At 35.8% G+C, this 18,122-nt stretch carries 20 protein-coding genes and 1 pseudogene; 8 read left to right on the top strand and 13 right to left on the bottom strand.

Going from position 1 to position 18,122, the window contains the following annotated elements:
* Window positions 1-14: 14 nt before the first annotated feature.
* Together FSZ17_RS05055 and FSZ17_RS05050 are read right to left on the bottom strand one after the other, a co-directional pair.
* Window positions 15-392 (bottom strand): GntR family transcriptional regulator, encoded by a 378-nt coding sequence (locus FSZ17_RS05055; RefSeq protein WP_057775978.1) that lies wholly within the window; start codon window positions 390-392, stop codon window positions 15-17.
* Window positions 393-521: 129 nt separating this feature from the next.
* Window positions 522-1,031, bottom strand: a complete 510-nt coding sequence (locus FSZ17_RS05050) for a ribonuclease H-like YkuK family protein (protein ID WP_057776057.1) — start codon at window positions 1,029-1,031, stop codon at window positions 522-524.
* Window positions 1,032-1,311: 280 nt separating this feature from the next.
* Between FSZ17_RS05050 and FSZ17_RS05045 the strand changes: the two genes are divergently transcribed.
* The gene (locus FSZ17_RS05045; RefSeq protein WP_057775979.1) at window positions 1,312-2,040 is read left to right on the top strand and encodes a DsbA family oxidoreductase; all 729 of its coding nucleotides are present in this window, start codon (window positions 1,312-1,314) and stop codon (window positions 2,038-2,040) included.
* A 56-nt stretch (window positions 2,041-2,096) separates the two neighbouring features.
* On the opposite strand, the gene FSZ17_RS05040 is transcribed toward FSZ17_RS05045, so the two are convergent.
* Entirely contained in the window at window positions 2,097-3,131 is a 1,035-nt protein-coding gene (locus tag FSZ17_RS05040) for a DUF2332 domain-containing protein (RefSeq protein WP_057775980.1), read from the bottom strand.
* 106 nt (window positions 3,132-3,237) lie between these two features.
* On the opposite strand from FSZ17_RS05040, the pseudogene FSZ17_RS23630 reads away from it, so the two are divergent.
* Window positions 3,238-3,378 (top strand): annotated as a pseudogene (locus tag FSZ17_RS23630) (class I SAM-dependent methyltransferase); the annotation flags it as partial.
* Window positions 3,379-3,453: 75 nt separating this feature from the next.
* On the opposite strand, the gene FSZ17_RS05030 reads toward FSZ17_RS23630, so the two are convergent.
* The 3 genes from FSZ17_RS05030 to FSZ17_RS05020 form a co-directional block, all read right to left on the bottom strand.
* On the bottom strand, window positions 3,454-4,728 hold the full coding sequence (locus tag FSZ17_RS05030) for an MFS transporter (protein WP_057775981.1): 1,275 nt from the start codon (window positions 4,726-4,728) through the stop codon (window positions 3,454-3,456).
* Window positions 4,729-5,205, bottom strand: coding sequence for an ArsR/SmtB family transcription factor (locus FSZ17_RS05025; protein ID WP_228460282.1), 477 nt, complete (start codon window positions 5,203-5,205; stop codon window positions 4,729-4,731).
* 362 nt (window positions 5,206-5,567) lie between these two features.
* Entirely contained in the window at window positions 5,568-5,768 is a 201-nt protein-coding gene (locus tag FSZ17_RS05020; protein WP_057775982.1) for a cold-shock protein, read from the bottom strand.
* Between the two features lie 399 nt (window positions 5,769-6,167).
* On the opposite strand from FSZ17_RS05020, the gene FSZ17_RS05015 reads away from it, so the two are divergent.
* On the top strand, window positions 6,168-6,563 hold the full coding sequence (locus FSZ17_RS05015) for an SET domain-containing protein (protein ID WP_057776059.1): 396 nt from the start codon (window positions 6,168-6,170) through the stop codon (window positions 6,561-6,563).
* 474 nt (window positions 6,564-7,037) lie between these two features.
* Window positions 7,038-7,478, top strand: a complete 441-nt coding sequence (locus FSZ17_RS05010; protein ID WP_057775984.1) for a YaiI/YqxD family protein — start codon at window positions 7,038-7,040, stop codon at window positions 7,476-7,478.
* A gap of 174 nt (window positions 7,479-7,652) precedes the next feature.
* Here FSZ17_RS05010 and FSZ17_RS05005 read toward each other — a convergent pair whose 3' ends face one another.
* The 5 genes from FSZ17_RS05005 to FSZ17_RS04985 form a co-directional block, all read right to left on the bottom strand.
* A complete protein-coding gene (locus FSZ17_RS05005; RefSeq protein ID WP_082625391.1) occupies window positions 7,653-7,814 on the bottom strand; it encodes a DUF3934 family protein in 162 nt (53 codons plus the stop codon).
* 201 nt (window positions 7,815-8,015) lie between these two features.
* Entirely contained in the window at window positions 8,016-9,551 is a 1,536-nt protein-coding gene (locus FSZ17_RS05000) for a solute symporter family protein (protein WP_057775985.1), read from the bottom strand.
* Entirely contained in the window at window positions 9,548-9,898 is a 351-nt protein-coding gene (locus FSZ17_RS04995; protein WP_057775986.1) for a DUF485 domain-containing protein, read from the bottom strand. Before FSZ17_RS04995 ends, FSZ17_RS05000 begins: the two co-directional genes overlap by 4 nt.
* Before the next feature lie 281 nt (window positions 9,899-10,179).
* Window positions 10,180-10,620: a DUF3888 domain-containing protein gene (locus FSZ17_RS04990; RefSeq protein ID WP_057775987.1), complete on the bottom strand. Its 441-nt coding sequence runs from the start codon at window positions 10,618-10,620 to the stop codon at window positions 10,180-10,182.
* Window positions 10,621-10,835: 215 nt separating this feature from the next.
* Window positions 10,836-11,300, bottom strand: coding sequence for a GNAT family N-acetyltransferase (locus FSZ17_RS04985; RefSeq protein ID WP_057775988.1), 465 nt, complete (start codon window positions 11,298-11,300; stop codon window positions 10,836-10,838).
* Between the two features lie 266 nt (window positions 11,301-11,566).
* Between FSZ17_RS04985 and FSZ17_RS04980 the strand changes: the two genes are divergently transcribed.
* Complete coding sequence (locus FSZ17_RS04980) at window positions 11,567-13,249, top strand: hypothetical protein (RefSeq protein WP_057775989.1); 1,683 nt, start codon at window positions 11,567-11,569, stop codon at window positions 13,247-13,249.
* 139 nt (window positions 13,250-13,388) lie between these two features.
* Here the strand turns inward: FSZ17_RS04980 and FSZ17_RS04975 are convergent, their stop codons facing one another.
* Both FSZ17_RS04975 and FSZ17_RS04970 read right to left on the bottom strand, forming a co-directional pair.
* Window positions 13,389-13,784 (bottom strand): hypothetical protein, encoded by a 396-nt coding sequence (locus FSZ17_RS04975; RefSeq protein WP_057775990.1) that lies wholly within the window; start codon window positions 13,782-13,784, stop codon window positions 13,389-13,391.
* A gap of 79 nt (window positions 13,785-13,863) precedes the next feature.
* Window positions 13,864-14,118, bottom strand: a complete 255-nt coding sequence (locus FSZ17_RS04970; RefSeq protein ID WP_057775991.1) for a hypothetical protein — start codon at window positions 14,116-14,118, stop codon at window positions 13,864-13,866.
* Window positions 14,119-14,278: 160 nt separating this feature from the next.
* Here FSZ17_RS04970 and FSZ17_RS04965 point away from each other — a divergent pair, with 160 nt between their 5' ends.
* From FSZ17_RS04965 to FSZ17_RS04955, 3 genes are all read left to right on the top strand, one after another.
* Window positions 14,279-15,544 carry a sensor histidine kinase gene (locus tag FSZ17_RS04965; protein WP_057775992.1) on the top strand — a complete coding sequence of 422 codons (1,266 nt, stop codon included), beginning with the start codon at window positions 14,279-14,281 and terminating at the stop codon, window positions 15,542-15,544.
* Between the two features lie 45 nt (window positions 15,545-15,589).
* Window positions 15,590-16,483, top strand: coding sequence for a response regulator (locus FSZ17_RS04960; RefSeq protein WP_057776060.1), 894 nt, complete (start codon window positions 15,590-15,592; stop codon window positions 16,481-16,483).
* A 196-nt stretch (window positions 16,484-16,679) separates the two neighbouring features.
* Window positions 16,680-17,951: a cation:dicarboxylate symporter family transporter gene (locus tag FSZ17_RS04955; RefSeq protein WP_057775993.1), complete on the top strand. Its 1,272-nt coding sequence runs from the start codon at window positions 16,680-16,682 to the stop codon at window positions 17,949-17,951.
* Window positions 17,952-18,122: the final 171 nt, after the last annotated feature.

The following is an 18,122-nucleotide window of genomic DNA, read 5'->3' as shown; positions in this document are numbered from 1 at the left end:
TTTCATTAAAAGAATTAAGGCTTTCCCTTTAAATCTTGAATTAGAGATGTTACGAGTTCCTGAATTTGCTCTTGATCCAAACCTAATACTAATGCTTCTGCAATCATCGGCTTAAATTCTTCCAAGAGCCGTTCTGAATTATTACTCATTTCTGCAGGAGAATTAATCACTGCCCCGGATTTAGGGATAATGCGAATAATGCCCTTTTTCTCTAATTCATGGTAGCTTTTATTAACTGTATGCATGTTCACTCCTAGATCTGCCGCAAATGCTCGTACAGATGGAAGTGAATCTCCTGAATGCATATATCCCCTAGCTATTCCTTCAATAATTTGATTGGTTAACTGAGTGTAGATAGGAACATCAGACTGGGGCTCAATTTGAATGATCAACCTTATACCCTCCTTTTTGTTCTATTTATAATATAACAGAATTGTTATAGTTTGTATAGAACAAAAAAATAAAAAACTCCATCTCTGGAGTTTTCTGTACAAATTATTTTTCACCTTATTCTAATGGACTCACTTTGTATATCGATTTGCGTAACTTGAAGCAACAAATGCATCAGGCTTTATTTTTGGCTCTACTCCCATTGATTCCATTCTAGAAACCATCTCTTTAACAAATTCGCGTGTTTTATTTCTTTTTCCAATACCAATATCAAGATGACCCTCCATCGTAAATGTTGCTCCATGGTAAATATATGGAAGGATTAGATCAATGATTTCGTTTTTCCTTTCAATCGTAAATAGTGAAACAACCTGTTCTGTTAATGAGGTTTCATATGAAATTCGCTCATGCAAATGAAGCATTTTCCTCGGAATAATATGTTTTCTAATACAGGCCCATGCCCCTTTTCCTTCATTTTGAATGACGATCCCTGTAATAAAAACAGTGCGATCGCAATGTACCTGTGAATCAGTACCGACCATTAAACGATAGTTTCCACACGGGCTTCTGCTAATGAACTTAAGAATTCTAAAGAAAACCATATCAAACGTCAAATTTCGTTCCTGTAAATTTTGAAACATGTAATTTCCATCATGATCAGACTTCACCTTTTATCACCACATTATTGTTTTGAATAAGTGAACGAAGTATATATTTAGTATATTGATGCAATGGAACCAAGTTTCCCTTTTTCTAAGTTTTTCCACAATCATTTCAAGTTAAACACAGCGTTTCTTGAACTATGAGCATCTTTGGAGGTTTTCGTAAATGAGTATGCTACTATAGGATAAAGTAATCTTAAATCAGTGAAAGGCTTACAGCCCGTTAATCTGAGAAAACATGAAATAGAGGTGATCATTTATGAAAATTGAAGTATGGTCAGATTTTGTTTGTCCGTTTTGTTATATTGGAAAAAGCAGATTAGAGCATGCTCTAAACCAATTTCCCCATAAAGATCAAGTTGAGGTTGAGTTTAAAAGCTTCGAGCTTGATCCAAATGCTCCCGATTATAATGGTAAGAGCATTTACGAAATTCTTGCAGGAAAATATGGAATGAGTATTGAGCAAGCCAAGCAATCATGCGAGGGTGTTGGGAAGCAAGCAGCTTCAGTAGGATTGAATTTCAATTTTGATGGAATGAAGACTGGTAATACCTTTGATGCACATCGATTGGCCAAATTTGCCAAAGAGCATGGAAAAGAAGCAGAAATCTCAGAAAAACTACTTCATGCATATTTTACTGATTCCAAGGATGTAGGTAACCATGAAACATTATTAAAAATTGCAGAAGCGGTTGGTCTTGATCGGAACGAAACAATCAATACACTGCAAGATAAAAATGCTTTTGCCAATGATGTACGGATTGACGAAGCCATTGCTCAGCAATATCGCGTAACAGGAGTACCATATTTTATCATTAATCAAAAATATGCGATATCAGGTGCGCAGCCTACGGAAACATTCGCAAATGCTCTTCAGAAGGTTTGGGAAGAAGAAGCTGCAACACCAACCTTTCAAGACCTATCCACAGAAAGTGCAGAAGATGCAAGCTGTGTAGATGGAAACTGTGCAATGCCGAACAAGGAGTAAATATAATCTAAGAAAGCAGTTCCCTTTTGAGGATCTGCTTTCTTTTATATATCCTGTTAAAGCTCCCACGTAAACCATCTTCCATGCCCATCTGTTTCTCCAATGACTCTGAGCTCCTCTTTCCCATCACAAAAGGAATCAAGATGTAATTTTCCATCCCAAATATTATTATAAAGATGGAAAATATCCCTTTTCCCTCCGATTTCTTTTATCTGGTCAAGCAGCTTTTCCTTCATTTCATTAGGCATTTGATTCGCAACATGAGTATGGAATACACATAGGGTCGATTCGGGTGGAACCTTAGAAGCAAATTGCTGAAGCAGTTCTACCCCATCTCCTTCAATAAGATTCATTTCGCTTTTATATTGCTTTATACAGCTGGTTGCCTTTTCAAATAGAACTCTTCTTTCCTTGTGTTCCGGCCAAATAAGCGCATTCAACCATAGAGCATCCTCATTATCTGTTACATCATTGATATGTAAATCTAAGCCAACTCTATGGGTAACAGGAGGGCTTTTCAGAAGGAAATCTGGTATGCCATCACCTTTAATTTCTGTCTCGATCAGCAGGTTTGAGTCATTATTTCCGTAGAAATCTTTCCCATTATAAGAATAGGCGTATTTATCCCATAGAAGCTGAAAACCTGCACTTGTCCCAATTTCTATTAATGCTAACGGTTTTTTCGTATTGTTATAGATATAAGAAAAAGTTGGATAAAGATAACCGCACCGGCGCACTTCATTAGTCTGGACTAGCTTATTTTTAAGAATGAAAATGATATCTTCCCTATTATCCTGGCAAAAATCCTTGAAATGAGGAAAAGTATCTTCAATGAACCTAGCATTCTCAACAATACTTGGATAAAAATCCTTTAAAGAATGGTCTGCTCCTTTTATTAAAAGATAATGAATCGCCCCTAAAAATAGGTTCGGAACAGGCTGCCCTTCTCTTGAATGGGAGCTAAGTTCCAGCATTTCTTCATCTTCTGAAATTTTCAAAGACAACCACTCATACAATGGACTGGAGTCATGGCATTCCCGTAAAGCAAACTGATAAAACCGTTTAGATAAAAGCTCTTTGTTCATAAGCATCCCCCTCCAGTAAATCTCTGGGAATTTTTTCTCCATTATAACACTCGGTTTCTTCATCTACTAATTTGTTTTAAGAATTATTAAAATCTTTAAGAAGAAAGAAGACTATTTTGATATTGTTTATTCCATATACGCATTCGGCTGGACCACTGACCTACCAACAACTTTAAAGTATATTTATTTCTATTTAAAAAAAGACGGAAGCTTTATTTTCAGCTGGGAACATCCTATTTACCCTCATGTTAAGGCAAGGAAATAAATAAATTTCATTGCAAAAAAGACGTTGATGCTGCGACCAACGTCTTTTTCCAGTTTACTAAGCTTATGCCTCCAAAGCCATTTCTTTCGGTTTATCGGCGTTTCTTAAATGTTCGACAAATGTCTTCCTTTTAATATGGTAGAGAATAAGCGAGATGATGCTAAGTCCGCAGATAGCGAGTAAAATCCAAACTGGCATTTTCTCAAGAAGAAAACCAAATAGGATATAGCCTATCGGTGCCATGGCACTTGCTCCAGTTTCAAGCAAGGACATCACTCTACCTCGATAATGATCCGGCGTGCTTTTTTGGAGCAGCACCATAATTGGCATATTTATTATCATAATAAAGATTGATAGAAGCAAGACCATAAAGATTAAATACGGAAAGAATATACCGTTCGTAACATTCATCATTCCTGGGAAGCTTGGAAGTCCAATGAAAATTAGAACACAGGACATAGCAATTAAGCCTCCAAGTATACTTAATTCTTTTCTTTTGATCTCCGGTCTTGTTGAAAGAAAAATCGACATGATTAACATCCCAACAGAAAATGATCCTTCGATAATACCAAGCTGGTACGATTCCATCTTTCGAACAGATAATACTAGATAAGGCAATGCAACTGGAAATACGGCAAACCAAAAATTAAGGAAGATACTTATCATAATGAGATTTTTAATGAAGGCCTGTTCCTTCACATAAGACAAACCTAATTTCAAGTCTGTAAAAACGGAATTGCCGCTCGTTTTTTCCTTTTTTTCTGCAAATAAATCATATTGGATGAAAACACTTGCCAGCCCCGAAATTGTAAAGGTGATTATGTTAATGATCATGAAGGTGGTTATATTAAATAGTCCGAAGAAAACTCCTCCGAGAACTGGACCTAAAATAGTGGACAATGAAGCTGCTGCCTGATTCAAAGACATCGCTTTCTGTAGATGATCTGGGCCAACCATGTTGTAAATCGCTGATGTGACCGCGTTGGAGTAAAATGTATTGAGGATGCTGAGGACAGCCGTTGCCAAATATAAAACCCAAATTTCCGGATACAAAAAGGTAAAAATAAAAAACACAATCATTAGCCAAATCGCACAAGCAAAATCAGAAGTAATAATGATGATCTTCCTATTCCAACGATCACTAATCGTGCCCGCAATTGGAGAAAGCAATATCCTTGGCAAAGCACTTAAAAGTAACGTAATGGCAAAGTTGAGGCTTGATCCTGTTTTGGCTAAAATATACAAGCCAATAGCAAAACCATAAATAGACGAACCAAGAACCGCTGTCATTTTTCCTAGAAGAAATAATATGAGATTCTTCTGTATTGCTCCTGCCATTTAATTGTCCTCCTCATCTAATAGCTTTTCAAACTGACAGAATACAGTATATGGGGTGCGTTCAATATCTTCTTTAAGCGTTTTCTTTAAATATTTCTCTAATAATTCATCAAAATCTGCTTCAAATTCCTTTAATTCCTTGGCTGAAAGGGTTAAGCTCATACCTCTGGAGCTGCGTTTTTTTTCATGTACTGGTTTATTTGCATCCACTAAATGAAAGTGAGTCGCACGAGCACGGTAATATTTCTCAATAATCCCTCTGTTCTCTCGCGTCTCTTCGATTTCTAAAATTCCTCCATTATAGAGCTGCTGAATATGATAATGAATACTCCCAGCCGTTTTACCTAATTCATCTGCTACCTGCTTTGCTGTCATCGGACGTTCGTCTAATAAGTAAATAATCTTTACTCTAAGCGGACTTGATATTAACTTTTGTTGTTCTAAATTAATGTCCATTGTTTTTTGTTCAAATTGCATATCAACCAACCTTTCTGAAAATTTATATCATTTTAATTTTATTATATGTTCTAATTATTTAGAACGCAACAGATAACTTTGATAATAAGGGGTACCGTCAGGAAAATTCGGATTTACAACGTTGAGGAAATTCCAAATTAAAAAGCCCAACTTCTCTGCGAATTAAAATAGAGAAAATGGGCTTTTCCGTTACTTCATTAAAGCGCTCGATTAGGAATCCTACAAATTATATGTTACAATGTGTTTACCATTTGATTTACTGTTTTCATGTTCCCTACTCATTTGTGAGTGGGGTTTTTTGTTTTTTAAGAAAAATAAAAAACAGACTCTAAAAAAGAGTCTGTCCATGTTTGGCATTATAATTAAGCCTTATGAACGTTAGCTGCTTGTGCTCCACGTTGACCTTGCTCAACATCAAAAGTCACTTCTTGACCTTCTTCTAATGTTTTGTACCCTTCGCCTTGGATAGCTGAGAAATGAACGAATACGTCTTCTCCACCTTCACGTTCGATGAATCCGAAGCCTTTTTCTCCATTAAACCATTTTACTTTACCTTTTTCCATGTTTGTTGCCTCCTAGTGTGTTAGTACACACAATGTATTACTATCCTTGCTCTCAGTGATCATCAAGACGAAAAGTTCTTACTAATACTATCCTTTACACCGAACAAAAATAATTCATATTTAGAATAGCATTTTTTGAAATTGTTTGCAAGGAACTCAAATATTTTTACAAAAGTACCCAAAAGTTGATTTGATTGCCATACTCCTCCTGAACCAGGTACAAAACCACAATTTTTGTGAAAGTTTGTGTTGCGTTTCTCATTGGAAACAGTTACATTTTCCAACCCAAAGTGTTGAGATTCTCGCAACAATTTTAAATTTCCTTTTTATTAACTTTTATAAAAAAAACTGTTAAGATAATAAAGATAATGAACATCAAAGGAATTGCAGGTGATTAACATATTAGAAATTAAGACATCTCCGTTAAGTGATGGAGAATTTAATCGAGGAGTATTTGCAACCGTTGATATAGTGAAAGGTGAGCTGATCCATGAAGCTCCAGTCCTTCCATATCCTAATAAGGAACATGTTTTCATTGAAAAAACTTTGCTTGCAGATTATGTGTTCGAGTATGGCAAAAATCATACCGCAATCTTGCTCGGATACGGTATGCTTTTTAATCATTCGTATGAGCCTAATGCCATTTATGAGATTAACTTTCAGAACCATACCTTTGACTTCTATGCCTACACAGATATAAAAGCAGGGGAAGAGATCCTTATCAACTACAATGGAGATGTTGATGATAAGGAACCGCTATGGTTCGATAAAGACCAAGTTTCAAGTAATGATTAAAAAGTTGGCAGGAAATTAGGTTTTTTAAAATGATATGTTACACTTTTACCAATTTAACTCCAATTTCCTGTTTTTGATACTCAGGCATGAACGATAATAGAGGCTGTCCCAAAAGCAAAGGTGTCAGGCACCACGAACAATATCTAGTATTAATAAGTGAGTGGTATTCTAGATATAGTGTATTATGTGGATGCCAGAGACCTTATGGGACAGCCCCTTCTTTTTCAGCAAACGCCCCCTATTGTTTAAGTAGTAGCCTTCACAATCTTTTATACACTTTAACATAATCCATTCCCTTAAATGTGATGGTTCAAGAATCTGGTCTATTAAGAAAAGAAGCCTTCTTATTAGAGAAAAGCTCCCTTTAATAGAACAACTGTTTTTTAATGATTTTAGGTAAACCATCTTGTCGTTTGACAAAGGCTAAATTTGCCATTATCATCAACTCAAACTTATTTACGGGGAGAGGTAAAGATGAAAATTTATGTTGATGCAGATGCTTGTCCGGTAAAAGATATCATTATCTCTGAAGGTACGAATGCTGATATTCCTGTTATTCTTGTTACTAGCTTTTCTCATTTTTCTAATGTGGAACAACCATCAGGAGTGGAAACCATTTATGTTGATTCTGGAGCAGATGCTGCGGATTATCGGATTATGAAGTTAGCACAAAAAGGAGATATAATCGTTACTCAAGATTATGGTCTTGCTTCGCTAGGTTTAGCAAAAGGGTGTGCGGTACTTCACCATAATGGGTCTAGCTATACAAATGAAAACATTGACCAATTATTACAAACACGTTATTTGAGTGCTATGGCTCGAAAAAGCGGAAAGCGTACAAAGGGGCCAAAACCATTTACATCAGAAGATAGGGAGAAATTTAAGGGGCTTTTTAAAAGAGCAATTTCACATTAAAAAAGAACCGTTCATTCTTAAGAAAAACCTAGAAAAATAAATTGTGTCAAAAATTAAACTATCCAGCCCTGTTAGCTGAAAAAGAAAAAAGCGAACTCCTTTAAAGGAGCTCGCACACTTTGTCATTAAATAATAGAATTTATTCAGCATTCGCTATATTTAGGATAAGTGACTTTAACTATTGCTCCTAGGGGCATTTTCAACATCCGTTTTTTTTGTACCTTTACTTATATAAGGTTTTGAACTCTTTTTTTTGTTTGCACTAGCTTGCCAACGATTCCAACCCTTCTTGCCTGTTCCTCTCCCTGTTCCACCTTTTCCTTTAGCTTTACTCATAAAATCACCCCATTATTATTCTAGGTTGAGTTACCTATCTGGTTAGTTTTAGTCATTTTACACGGTTATAACAGCGTTGTAAATCGCATTTTCAAGACGATTCCCCAATAAGCACAAAAAAAGAGCCTACATAGTGTAAGCCGAAGTTTAAAAAACAAAAAAAGCTTAGCCCTCAAATTGCGAACTAAGCTTAAATTATATTTATACTTGCGTTTTATAACCAGTATTCGCTTTTACCTTTACCTCTGCAAATCGCTTCGCATCTTGCTTATTCGAAAGCAATGTTCCTATAACTCCGCCAATGAATCCAATCGGAACAGAAAGAAGGGCAGGATTTGTTAGTGGAAAAATTGGATCTCCGGTAATTAATGCTGCACCTGCTACTGGTGACATAACGCTAGGACTAATGGCTACAAGAACCAATGCTGACACTAGTCCTGCTATCATTCCTGTCATTGCACCTGTCGTATTGAATCTCTTCCAATAAATCGTATAAACAATAACAGGCAGATTGGCGCTTGCGGCTACACAAAACGCTAAGGAAACGAGGAAAGCTACGTTCAGGTTTTGTGCAAATAATGCTAGTAAAATAGAAAATACGGAAACGCTAAGTGAAGCATATTTTGCAGCGAGCATTTGCTGCTTTTCTGTTGCTTTTCCCTTTTTAATAATTTGACCGTAAATATCATGAGCAAATGCTGAAGCTCCTGATAAAACAAGACCTGCCACAACCGCTAATATCGTTGCAAATGCTACAGCTGAAACAAAGGACATTAAAATATCTCCACCTAGAACTTGAGCAAGTAAAGGGGCCGCCATATTACCAGCAGCATTACTGCTCTTAATGACATCCGCTCCAACAAACGCTGCAGCTCCAAAGCCAAGGAAAATAGTCATAACATAGAAAATTCCTACAATCCATGTCGCCCATATGACTGAACTGCGTGCTGTTTTGGCATTTTTAACTGTGAAAAATCTCATTAAAATATGTGGCAGTCCTGCAGTTCCAAGAACAAGCGCAATCATAAGTGAAATTGTATCTAAAGGTACAGTGTACTTAACACCTGGATTTAAATAGGCTTCTCCAAGTGGAGTCGCTGTTTTCATCGTGGTAAACATTTCGAAAATATTGAAGTTAAATTTCGCAAGAACCATGAACGAGATAATGATTGTTCCAACCATAAGCAACACAGCTTTAATGATTTGTACCCAGCTTGTTGCCGTCATACCGCCAAACAAAACATAGATCGTCATCATGATACCAACGATTACTACAGCAACCCAATAAGGAATGCCAAATAGTAATTGTATTAACGCACCTGCCCCAACTAATTGGGCAATCATATAAAAAATAACAATTGTAATTGTATTTAGCGCTGCGGTTGCGCGAATTTTTTTAGCGTCAAAACGTGCATTAATCATATCCGCCAACGTATATCTCCCAAGATTACGAAGCGGCTCGGCAACAATAAATAACACAACTAAATAAGCAACTAAGTAGCCAATACTAAATAAGAACCCGTCAAAACCATTTAAAGCAATCGCACCAGCAATCCCTAAGAAGGAAGCAGCGGATAAATAATCACCAGCGATAGCAAGGCCATTTTGCCATCCTGTCAGCCCTCCGCCTGCCGTGTAAAATTCAGATGCTGTATTCGTTCTTTTGGCAGCATAATAAGTAATGGCAAGGGTCATCCCAACAATGATTAAAAACAGGATAATTACAGTAGCATTCATTGAGCTTCCCTCCTATCTAAATCATCTTCCTTCCAAATTTTCTCAGCCATATGATCAAATGCTGCTGCTTTTTTCATATAAATAGTAGCCATTACCCAAGTCATAATAAATAATAATAAAGCGTAGATCCAAGCCCATGATATTTCCCCTATTGCTGGTGCATCCATTAAGTTTGTGTAAGAAATCAAGATAGGAAACAATAAATAAAGCCCAAAAAATAGAATAATTGAAGGTACCAAAAATTTCCTTTTGGCAGCCATCAACTCCTGAAATTGACTGCTCTGTTCAATCTTTTCAAAATCCTCTCCCCTTTTTTTAAGATCACTTTTGTACACCTTCTTTGCCATATCTCCATCCCCCTTGTTTGTATATTCAAATAATTTTGAATATAAATAAAATTTAATAAAAAAGAGGACAACTGTCAATTTATATTTAATTTTTCATGCTTAAGTCACAAAATTTTTCAACGAGGCAAAAATCTTAATAAATTGATATATTTTCAAACAAAAAATACACCACTCCATATGAGTGGTGTATTCGAACGGTTTTCAAATCGTTCAAAAGCTGTTTACGCGCTAATGAATGTATCATGAACGAAACCCTCACAGCATTGTTATCATATTAGATTTCACTGCTTATCTAATGATGTACTGCAATTCGGCGGTAATTCATGTGTTTCTATATGTTCATACTTCATTAGTTTAACCTGACTAGGAATAGTTGGAGCTATTTCGAATGTGATCCGGTCTTTTCCTACAGAATTGTGTGCACCCACAACCGGTGTTACTTCTAGTGTAATCATAAAATGGAATGTACGAAATCCACCTAATCTTTCAACCTTTATCACATCGATTTGATACGGGTAAACAAGAGGATTTATAGTTAACAATTTCGAATAATATTCGTTTACGGCTTTTTCAATTGGTTCGCCGAGAAAAAGCATAAGAATGTCCTGAATCATTAACTCTTTGGAATCTTGTTGGATGTTTGCATTTGAAGCTATACTGTGAGAATGCCAAGGGAAAATCAATGAAAAAGTCAAAAATATTGTGAAAAGAAATCTCCTCATGATGTATCTCTCCTATTTGAATTTATTTATCTCTCATAGGATTCCTCAGATTGATCATTTATTAAAGAGGTATAATTTCACATTCTTTTCACGTATATCCCAATCTATATTTGCACGATTAATTTTAATTTATGCTATGTTATAATTCTTCTGATGATTTCCGCTGCAGGCACTCGCCTTCCGCTTCAATCAACAACAAATTAGCATTATCAACACTAAGCTTTAACACAGCCTAAATTTAAAAAATGGGTGGATCCTGAAAACTTTTCTTTTTTAGTAAATCCAAGTGAAGTATAGAACTTATCTGCTTGTTCTGTATTTGTACGGAGCACGATTACTTGAAAATGTTTTTCTGCATCGTAAATAATTCTATTCAACAAGAGTTTCCCTAATCCTTTTCTCCGATATTTTTTCGCAACATAAAATCTTCGCAAACGGCCAATGTTTTTACGCTTTGAAAATGGATCTATATTTAGTCCGCCAACAGCAACCAAAACTCCCGCTTTACTAAAAACACCATACAAAGATTCCCCGTTCTTATTAAATGTATTTGTACCGCTCTTGTACTCATTCATTAATCTTTCAAGAAAATTGAAGCCCTCTTCCTTACTTTCCTTTACTAAATTGATTAAATTGTTACATAGCAGATTATTTAATTGTTGTACTTGGAATTCTTGCATAGCTCCTCCTAAAATTTATCAGGGTATCATTTAGCGTGGCACTAATACACCAAATATGTTTTATCATTCGTTTCAAGGACTCTAATGAATATTTCTTCATTATTCTAGAGTCACTATATATTCTCCTGCTCTTATAACAAATAAGTATTAAATATAGAAGGCATAGAAAATGATCAAGAAATAGAATCAAAATCCGAAAAACGCCCTTGAAACTTTTTCAAGTAAAAATCCGTAATAAAATGTAAGCTATTCAAAGGAGAGATTTTATGGGCAACATTTTTCTATTTTCACTCATTGTGGGATTAGCATCTGCGCTTGTGCTAATACCTTTCTCAAAGAGTAATAAAACAAAGGAAAAAGAAGGAAAGCAGTCAAATGTGGGAGTACTTATCACCGTTATTGTTTTATTAATTATAGGAGTCTTTTCCTTCTATTATATTACAAATCTAGATCGGAACCTAACCTCTTTATGGATCTTTGCTAATATCGTAACCCTTGGTGGAACTTTATTCGCTACCGGTAAGGAAAGAATGTTCAAAGGGGTTTTGTTCCTAGGCACTCTCATTGTTGGGGGAATATTTCTAACTTCATTCCTTTTTAATGCCGATGAAAAGTTTGATATTGCTAAAATGAAAGAAAAAACAGAAATTGAGACGTTTGATGAGAAAGAAACGCCTGCAAGTGTTCCTCCTCAGTTTGCACGTAATAAAATGAAAAAGGCATTCGGGCAGGTTCCAAATACAAGCTATTATGAACTTGGAAATTTACAAATTCAAAAGGTAGACGGTCATTATGTATACATTGCCCCAGTTGAATTTTCTGGATTTTTCAAGTGGTTGAATGGTGATCAAACACCAGGATATTTCACGATAAGTGCAACCGATTCAACTGCAAATCCGAAATTTGTTCGAGCTGAAATGAACTATACCCCTTCCTCATATTTTAATAAAAACCTTGAACGCCATATTCGGATGCAATATCCAAAACATATTTTCTATGGCGATGTGCAATTAGAGGTTGATAATGACGGTAAGCCTTATTATATCCGTTCATTTGGTGAATTCGTATCTGGTCGAAATGGCTTTGATGTAAAAGGGATTGTGATGGTAGATCCCAAAAATGGAGACACAAAGGAATATAGTTTAGCGAATGTTCCAGACTTTATTGACGGGGCAGTTTCACCCGAGGTTGTCAGCTTACAAAATAGCTACTTCGGTAATTATGTGCACGGATTTTGGAATAGCAAATTTGGCAAAAAGGATGTAAAGCTTCCTTCTGATGAAGGCACAGAGGCGAATGTTAGTCCGATATTTGATGAAAATGGGGATATGTATTATTTCACTGATTTCACAAGTCCAAAAGAGGGCGTCGATTCGATGCTTGGATACTCTCTAACCAATTCAAGAACCGGCGAAGCAACGTACTATACAGGAAATCTTGAAGAATCATACATGGATTCCCAAGGTGCATTACAAATCATCGAAAAGAAATTTATTGAAAAGAAATGGGAAGGTGAAATGCCAGTTCTTTATAACTTTTACGGGGAAGCAAGCTGGCTAACACCTGTTCTTGATTCAAACGGCTTTTTGCAAAATTACTTTATCGTATCAGCTGCCAACCCAGAAATTTCTGTGTATGGCAATACACCAAATGAAGCTTTAAAGCTGTATAAAACTGCCTTGCAAAGAGGCGGTGGTACAGTAGATGGAAGCTCCAAGGCAGAGGAAAAACAGGTAAGCGGAACAGTTGTCCGCGTCTATAAAGAAAAATCTGGAGATTTCACGGTTGTAACCTTCCTATTAGACAATAAACAAAGCTATGTGATTTCTTCAGAAAACAGTCCTCTTGCTATTTACTTGAAAGAAGGCGATAAAGTAAAGGTTAACTACTTAAATACAGGTGAAGTCTTTATGCCTGCTAAGGAAATTGTTATTGATGGTTTAGATTAAACTTGAAAGCGACTTTCTATCGAAAGTCGCTTTTATATATTGTTCCATTCTTAAAAAGTCATTTTTCTACAACTGATGATAAAAAAGGGCTAAAAGAAGTATATCCATGTTCAGAGAAGGTATTAGGATGATGATCGAGCTAATTCATCCAATGGATTGAAAGTCGCGCTTTAAGGTTCTTCTCCCAGCCAATATACCCTCGTACAATTATATAGTCCTCATATGGAACTACATTATGGACTTCCATGCTAGCTAGACCTATGAATGGATTATTGTTTCCATCTAATTCTGCAATCGATACAAATACCCTAGTCCAGGGCATAACTCTAGGATTTGCACCCTTCATATTTAACTTCTTCTCGTACCCTTTAGCATCTGTGATAGTAAAATGGGTATAGTCGACAATACGCCCTTCGCGAGTTTGGATAATATCAGGATTCACAAGCTCAATTGCTGAAAGGTCCCGTTGTCCACTGGTACCGTTTTGATAATATGGATTGATATAATTTTGATAATATGGATGGTAATTATTCATAGGCTACATCCCTTCTTTTTTTGTCAAATAATAATATGTTAGATATAAGTTGTTTTAGTACCAGTATCCAGCACCAACATCATATTGGCCGCCGTATTTTTCTCGATAGGCAATCAGTTCTGAAAGATATAATTGCAACTGATTCTACTGCTTTTACTGTCCATTTATCAGAAGCATATTGAAAAAGGCCTTGCAGGTTAGTTAAGTCTTTTAGCGATTCAATCATTTCATTCTTCTGTTGATTTAATATAGAAACAATATCCCCTTTAGGAACTAAGTCCACATATGATAAATAATAAGCCGGATACTCACTTGCTTCTGGTCGCTTTATCATATATACCATTTAATAAAATTTAGTCTTTTGCCTAATATATTACAAGATATTAGCATGAATGAGATATACTTAGACTTTGAAGAATAATATTCATTAGATTATAATTAAATATGTTTTTTATTTTAGTTGATCTATTTTATACCTACTATAGGAGAAATAAATGTTTTTTAGAAAAAGCTTTTACAAAACTGAATGGACTTCATTGTTTCTAACTGCCGCTTTTACCGCCATTGCTAGTGAGATTAAAGTGATCCCCTTCAGCGGGGAGGATTTTCGTTTCGGATTAGGAAGCATTGCTTTTTTTCTGCTTATACTTATTCTTCCACCCGTTTCTTTAATTCGTACAGGCATCAGCACTGGAATTACTGTCATCTGTTTTCGAATCTTTGGTGATATACTTTTTAATCATGTTCCTTTTTGGATAAGTTTTAAGAGTCATTTGCCTGTTTTTCTTTATTATTTTCTATTTGCTCTAGGATTTAGTGTCATTAAAATAGAGAATTTTAAAACGTATCCTCTTCTTCTTGGAGCTTTCGCAGCCATTTTCGAATTTATCGGAAACACCGCTGAACATCTTATGCGCTATTGGCTATTAAATCACGCGAACTTAGGCCTACAAGAATGGGTATTACTCGGTGGCGTAGCCTTACTAAGAAGCTATTTTGTTGTTGGATTATACAGCTCCATCACTGTTTCCGAACAAAAGAAACAGATGCAAGAAATGCTTGGAGTTGGATCTGAATTATACGTGGAAACCCTATATTTACAGAAATCATTGGATAATATTGAGCAAATTACAGTTTCAAGCCATGATTTATATCGTAAATTAAAAAAGAAAAATCTTTCAGATTTAAGCAAGCAAGCATTGCTCATCACACAAGAAATACATGAAGTGAAAAAAGATTCACAGCGGATTCTTTCTGGACTTTCTAAAATTTCGACCCATAAGAAAATTGGTGTCGTTTTACTATCTGATGTCCTCGGAATCGTAGTTACAGCTAATGAAAAATATAGCGAGCTGCTAGGGAAAAAAATCACCTTTCATTTTGAGTTATCAACAGATTTTGAAACAGATCAGCAAATCCCTCTCCTTGCTATATTAAATAATCTTACTGCAAATGCTATCGAAGCCATTGAGGAAACTGGGACTATTCATATTGAAATCTTTGATGAGTCAGATTACACAGCATTCATTGTAAAAGATACCGGAAAAGGAATTTCAGAAGAGGATTTATCCTTTATTTTTGAACCAGGTTATACGACTAAATATAATGATCACGGTGTGGCAGCAACTGGGATTGGTTTGTCCCACGTACAAGACATAGTACATTCTCTAAAGGGACAAATAAAAATAGAATCCTCTGCTAAAGGAACAACTTTCAGATTACAAATACCAGCTAATAACTTAAAATGTACATTTATTTAACTTTATAAAATTTCATTTACTTTATAGAAAGCGAGTTGAATGAAATTGCGTTATTTTATCATTGATGATGATATGGCAAGCCGCAAAATGCTAGAAAAAATTATTGTTGAAGAAGAAATCGGCCATGTTATTGGTGTGGCAGAAAACGGACAGAAAGCCATTCAGTCTATCCTTTCAACTCGTCCTGATTTTGTCTTGATTGACTTTCTTATGCCAGAAATGGATGGAATAGAAACGATAGAACAGTTGAGAATGCAAGGCTTTAAAGGCAAGTTTATTATGATTTCTCAAATAGTAAATAAAGAAATGGTAGGAGAAGCATACGAAAAAGGGGTCGAATTCTTTATCCATAAACCAATTAATCGGATTGAAGTACATAGCATCCTTAAAAGGACAGCGGAACAATTTCATCTCAAGCATTCCCTATTAACGATTCGGGAATCATTAGCTCACATTGAATCACCCAATTTTTCTCAAAGACTGCGAAGCGTGAGAGAAATCGCTTTATCTATATTGAATGATATGGGGATTATCGGTGAAGTCGGAAGCAAAGATATGGTTTTAATGTTGGAAATCTTAATGAATCGAAATAATTCCAGTACTGTATTACCGCCTTTAAAAGAATTATACGAAGCAGTAGCCATTTCGAAAGGAGCTGACGGAGATAATATCAAAAAAGAAAGTAAATCGATTGAACAGCGAATTCGAAGGGCCATTATAGCAGCTCTAAATAGCTTAGCTTCATTAGGCACCATCGATTACACGAATCCAAAATTTGAATATTATGCACCTCGTTATTTTGATTTACAAGAAATTAGGGTACAAATGAAAAAAATTGAATCCGACAGTACCGAAACAATGAAAGCGAAAATTAATATAAAAAAGTTTCTCCAAGTATTGTATGTTGAAACAGTAGAGAAATTTCGACAGCAGTCATAAAGAGAAGCCCTTACTAAAAAAGCCCACCTCTAAAAAATTTTGGAGGCGGGCTCTTTTTATTCTATAAAAATTTTTAAAAAATTTTAAAAAAATTTGTCGGATTTTGTAGGATTTCATAATTTCGCCATATAATCATTTTATTCTTTATTTTTAGGTACTGTAAGCGTTTTCACATTTTATAAGGAGAGGTGACCTGATGAAAAAGTTTAAACTTAGTTTAGCTTATCAGATTCTTATTGGACTAATCTTAGGGATTACGGTCGGAGCTATTTTTTATGGCAATCCAGAAGTTGAAACTTATTTAAAACCAATTGGTGACATTTTCATTCGCATGATTAAAATGATTGTTGTTCCTATTGTTCTTTCTACATTAATTCTTGGTGTTGCTGGAACCGGAGATATTAAAAAATTAGGAAAGCTTGGGGGAAAAACACTTTTATACTTTGAAATTGTAACGACAATAGCCATCATCGTTGGATTGCTTGCTGCTAACATTGTTAAGCCAGGTGAAGGCGTCGATATGTCCAAGCTTGCAAAAGGCGACATTGAACAATATGTTAATACGACAGAAGAAGTAACAAGTCATAGCTTTGCCGATACTATTGTTAATATTGTTCCACAAAACATCGTTAAAGCATTAGCAGAAGGAGATATGCTTGCCATTATTTTCTTCGCGGTTATGTTTGGATTAGGAATTGCTGCCATTGGTGAAAGAGGAAAACCAGTCCTTGCTTTCTTCCAAGGGACGGCAGATGCTATGTTCTGGGTAACAAACCAAATTATGAAATTCGCACCATTTGGTGTTTTTGCTTTAATTGGAGTCACTGTTTCAAAATTTGGTGTCGAATCATTAATTCCGCTTGGAAAATTAATCGTATTAGTTTATGTCACAATGGCCCTATTTGTTCTTGTCATTCTTGGCAGCATTGCGAAGATGTGTGGGACAAGCGTTTTCCATCTTATTAAGATCTTAAAAGACGAGCTCATTTTAGCTTATTCAACATCAAGTTCAGAAACCGTTTTGCCAAAAATAATGGAGAAAATGGAGAAATACGGCTGCCCGAAAGACGTCGTTTCCTTTGTCATTCCAACAGGCTATTCCTTCAACCTAGATGGTTCTACTCTCTATCAAGCAATTGCGGCCATTTTTATTGCCCAAATGTATGGGATCGACTTAAGCATTACTGAACAAATTACATTAATGTTAGTTTTAATGGTAACTTCAAAAGGAATTGCCGGAGTACCAGGAGTTTCCTTTGTTGTTCTTTTAGCGACTTTAGGAACTGTAGGTATCCCTGTTGAAGGTCTTGCCTTTATTGCTGGGATCGACCGAATTCTAGATATGGCTCGAACTGTGGTAAATGTAATCGGTAACTCATTAGCTGCCGTTGTCATGTCCAAGTGGGAAGGCCGATTCGATTCCAAAAAAGGAAATGAATATCTCACTACTATTCAGAAATCAGCATAAAGTGAAACTTCCATCAGTGGGGGTTTTTGTTCATCCCCCACTGATGGTTAGTTGAACCAATCGGGCCTTTACGGGCAGTTGATCCCCCACTTACTCTTCTTTGCATACGCGAATCCTTGAAGTGGGGGTCTTACTGCCCGTTAATCTGCGATAAAGTGAAATTTTAATCAG

Source organism: Cytobacillus dafuensis (assembly GCF_007995155.1).
Taxonomy (GTDB): domain Bacteria; phylum Bacillota; class Bacilli; order Bacillales; family Cytobacillaceae; genus Cytobacillus; species Cytobacillus dafuensis.
The sequence above is the reverse complement of the archived record's forward strand: the minus strand, read 5'-3'. Positions and strand labels throughout refer to the sequence as shown.

Coding starts and splice junctions, on each gene's coding strand:
- FSZ17_RS05050 (WP_057776057.1), bottom strand. CDS start 1,031: ATGTTTCAAAATTTACAGGAACGAAATTTGACGTTTGATATGGTTTTC.
- FSZ17_RS05045 (WP_057775979.1), top strand. CDS start 1,312: ATGAAAATTGAAGTATGGTCAGATTTTGTTTGTCCGTTTTGTTATATT.
- FSZ17_RS05040 (WP_057775980.1), bottom strand. CDS start 3,131: ATGCTTATGAACAAAGAGCTTTTATCTAAACGGTTTTATCAGTTTGCT.
- FSZ17_RS05030 (WP_057775981.1), bottom strand. CDS start 4,728: ATGGCAGGAGCAATACAGAAGAATCTCATATTATTTCTTCTAGGAAAA.
- FSZ17_RS05025 (WP_228460282.1), bottom strand. CDS start 5,205: ATGCAATTTGAACAAAAAACAATGGACATTAATTTAGAACAACAAAAG.
- FSZ17_RS05020 (WP_057775982.1), bottom strand. CDS start 5,768: ATGGAAAAAGGTAAAGTAAAATGGTTTAATGGAGAAAAAGGCTTCGGA.
- FSZ17_RS05010 (WP_057775984.1), top strand. CDS start 7,038: ATGAAAATTTATGTTGATGCAGATGCTTGTCCGGTAAAAGATATCATT.
- FSZ17_RS05005 (WP_082625391.1), bottom strand. CDS start 7,814: ATGAGTAAAGCTAAAGGAAAAGGTGGAACAGGGAGAGGAACAGGCAAG.
- FSZ17_RS05000 (WP_057775985.1), bottom strand. CDS start 9,551: ATGAATGCTACTGTAATTATCCTGTTTTTAATCATTGTTGGGATGACC.
- FSZ17_RS04995 (WP_057775986.1), bottom strand. CDS start 9,898: ATGGCAAAGAAGGTGTACAAAAGTGATCTTAAAAAAAGGGGAGAGGAT.
- FSZ17_RS04990 (WP_057775987.1), bottom strand. CDS start 10,620: ATGAGGAGATTTCTTTTCACAATATTTTTGACTTTTTCATTGATTTTC.
- FSZ17_RS04985 (WP_057775988.1), bottom strand. CDS start 11,300: ATGCAAGAATTCCAAGTACAACAATTAAATAATCTGCTATGTAACAAT.
- FSZ17_RS04980 (WP_057775989.1), top strand. CDS start 11,567: ATGGGCAACATTTTTCTATTTTCACTCATTGTGGGATTAGCATCTGCG.
- FSZ17_RS04975 (WP_057775990.1), bottom strand. CDS start 13,784: ATGAATAATTACCATCCATATTATCAAAATTATATCAATCCATATTAT.
- FSZ17_RS04970 (WP_057775991.1), bottom strand. CDS start 14,118: ATGATAAAGCGACCAGAAGCAAGTGAGTATCCGGCTTATTATTTATCA.
- FSZ17_RS04965 (WP_057775992.1), top strand. CDS start 14,279: ATGTTTTTTAGAAAAAGCTTTTACAAAACTGAATGGACTTCATTGTTT.
- FSZ17_RS04955 (WP_057775993.1), top strand. CDS start 16,680: ATGAAAAAGTTTAAACTTAGTTTAGCTTATCAGATTCTTATTGGACTA.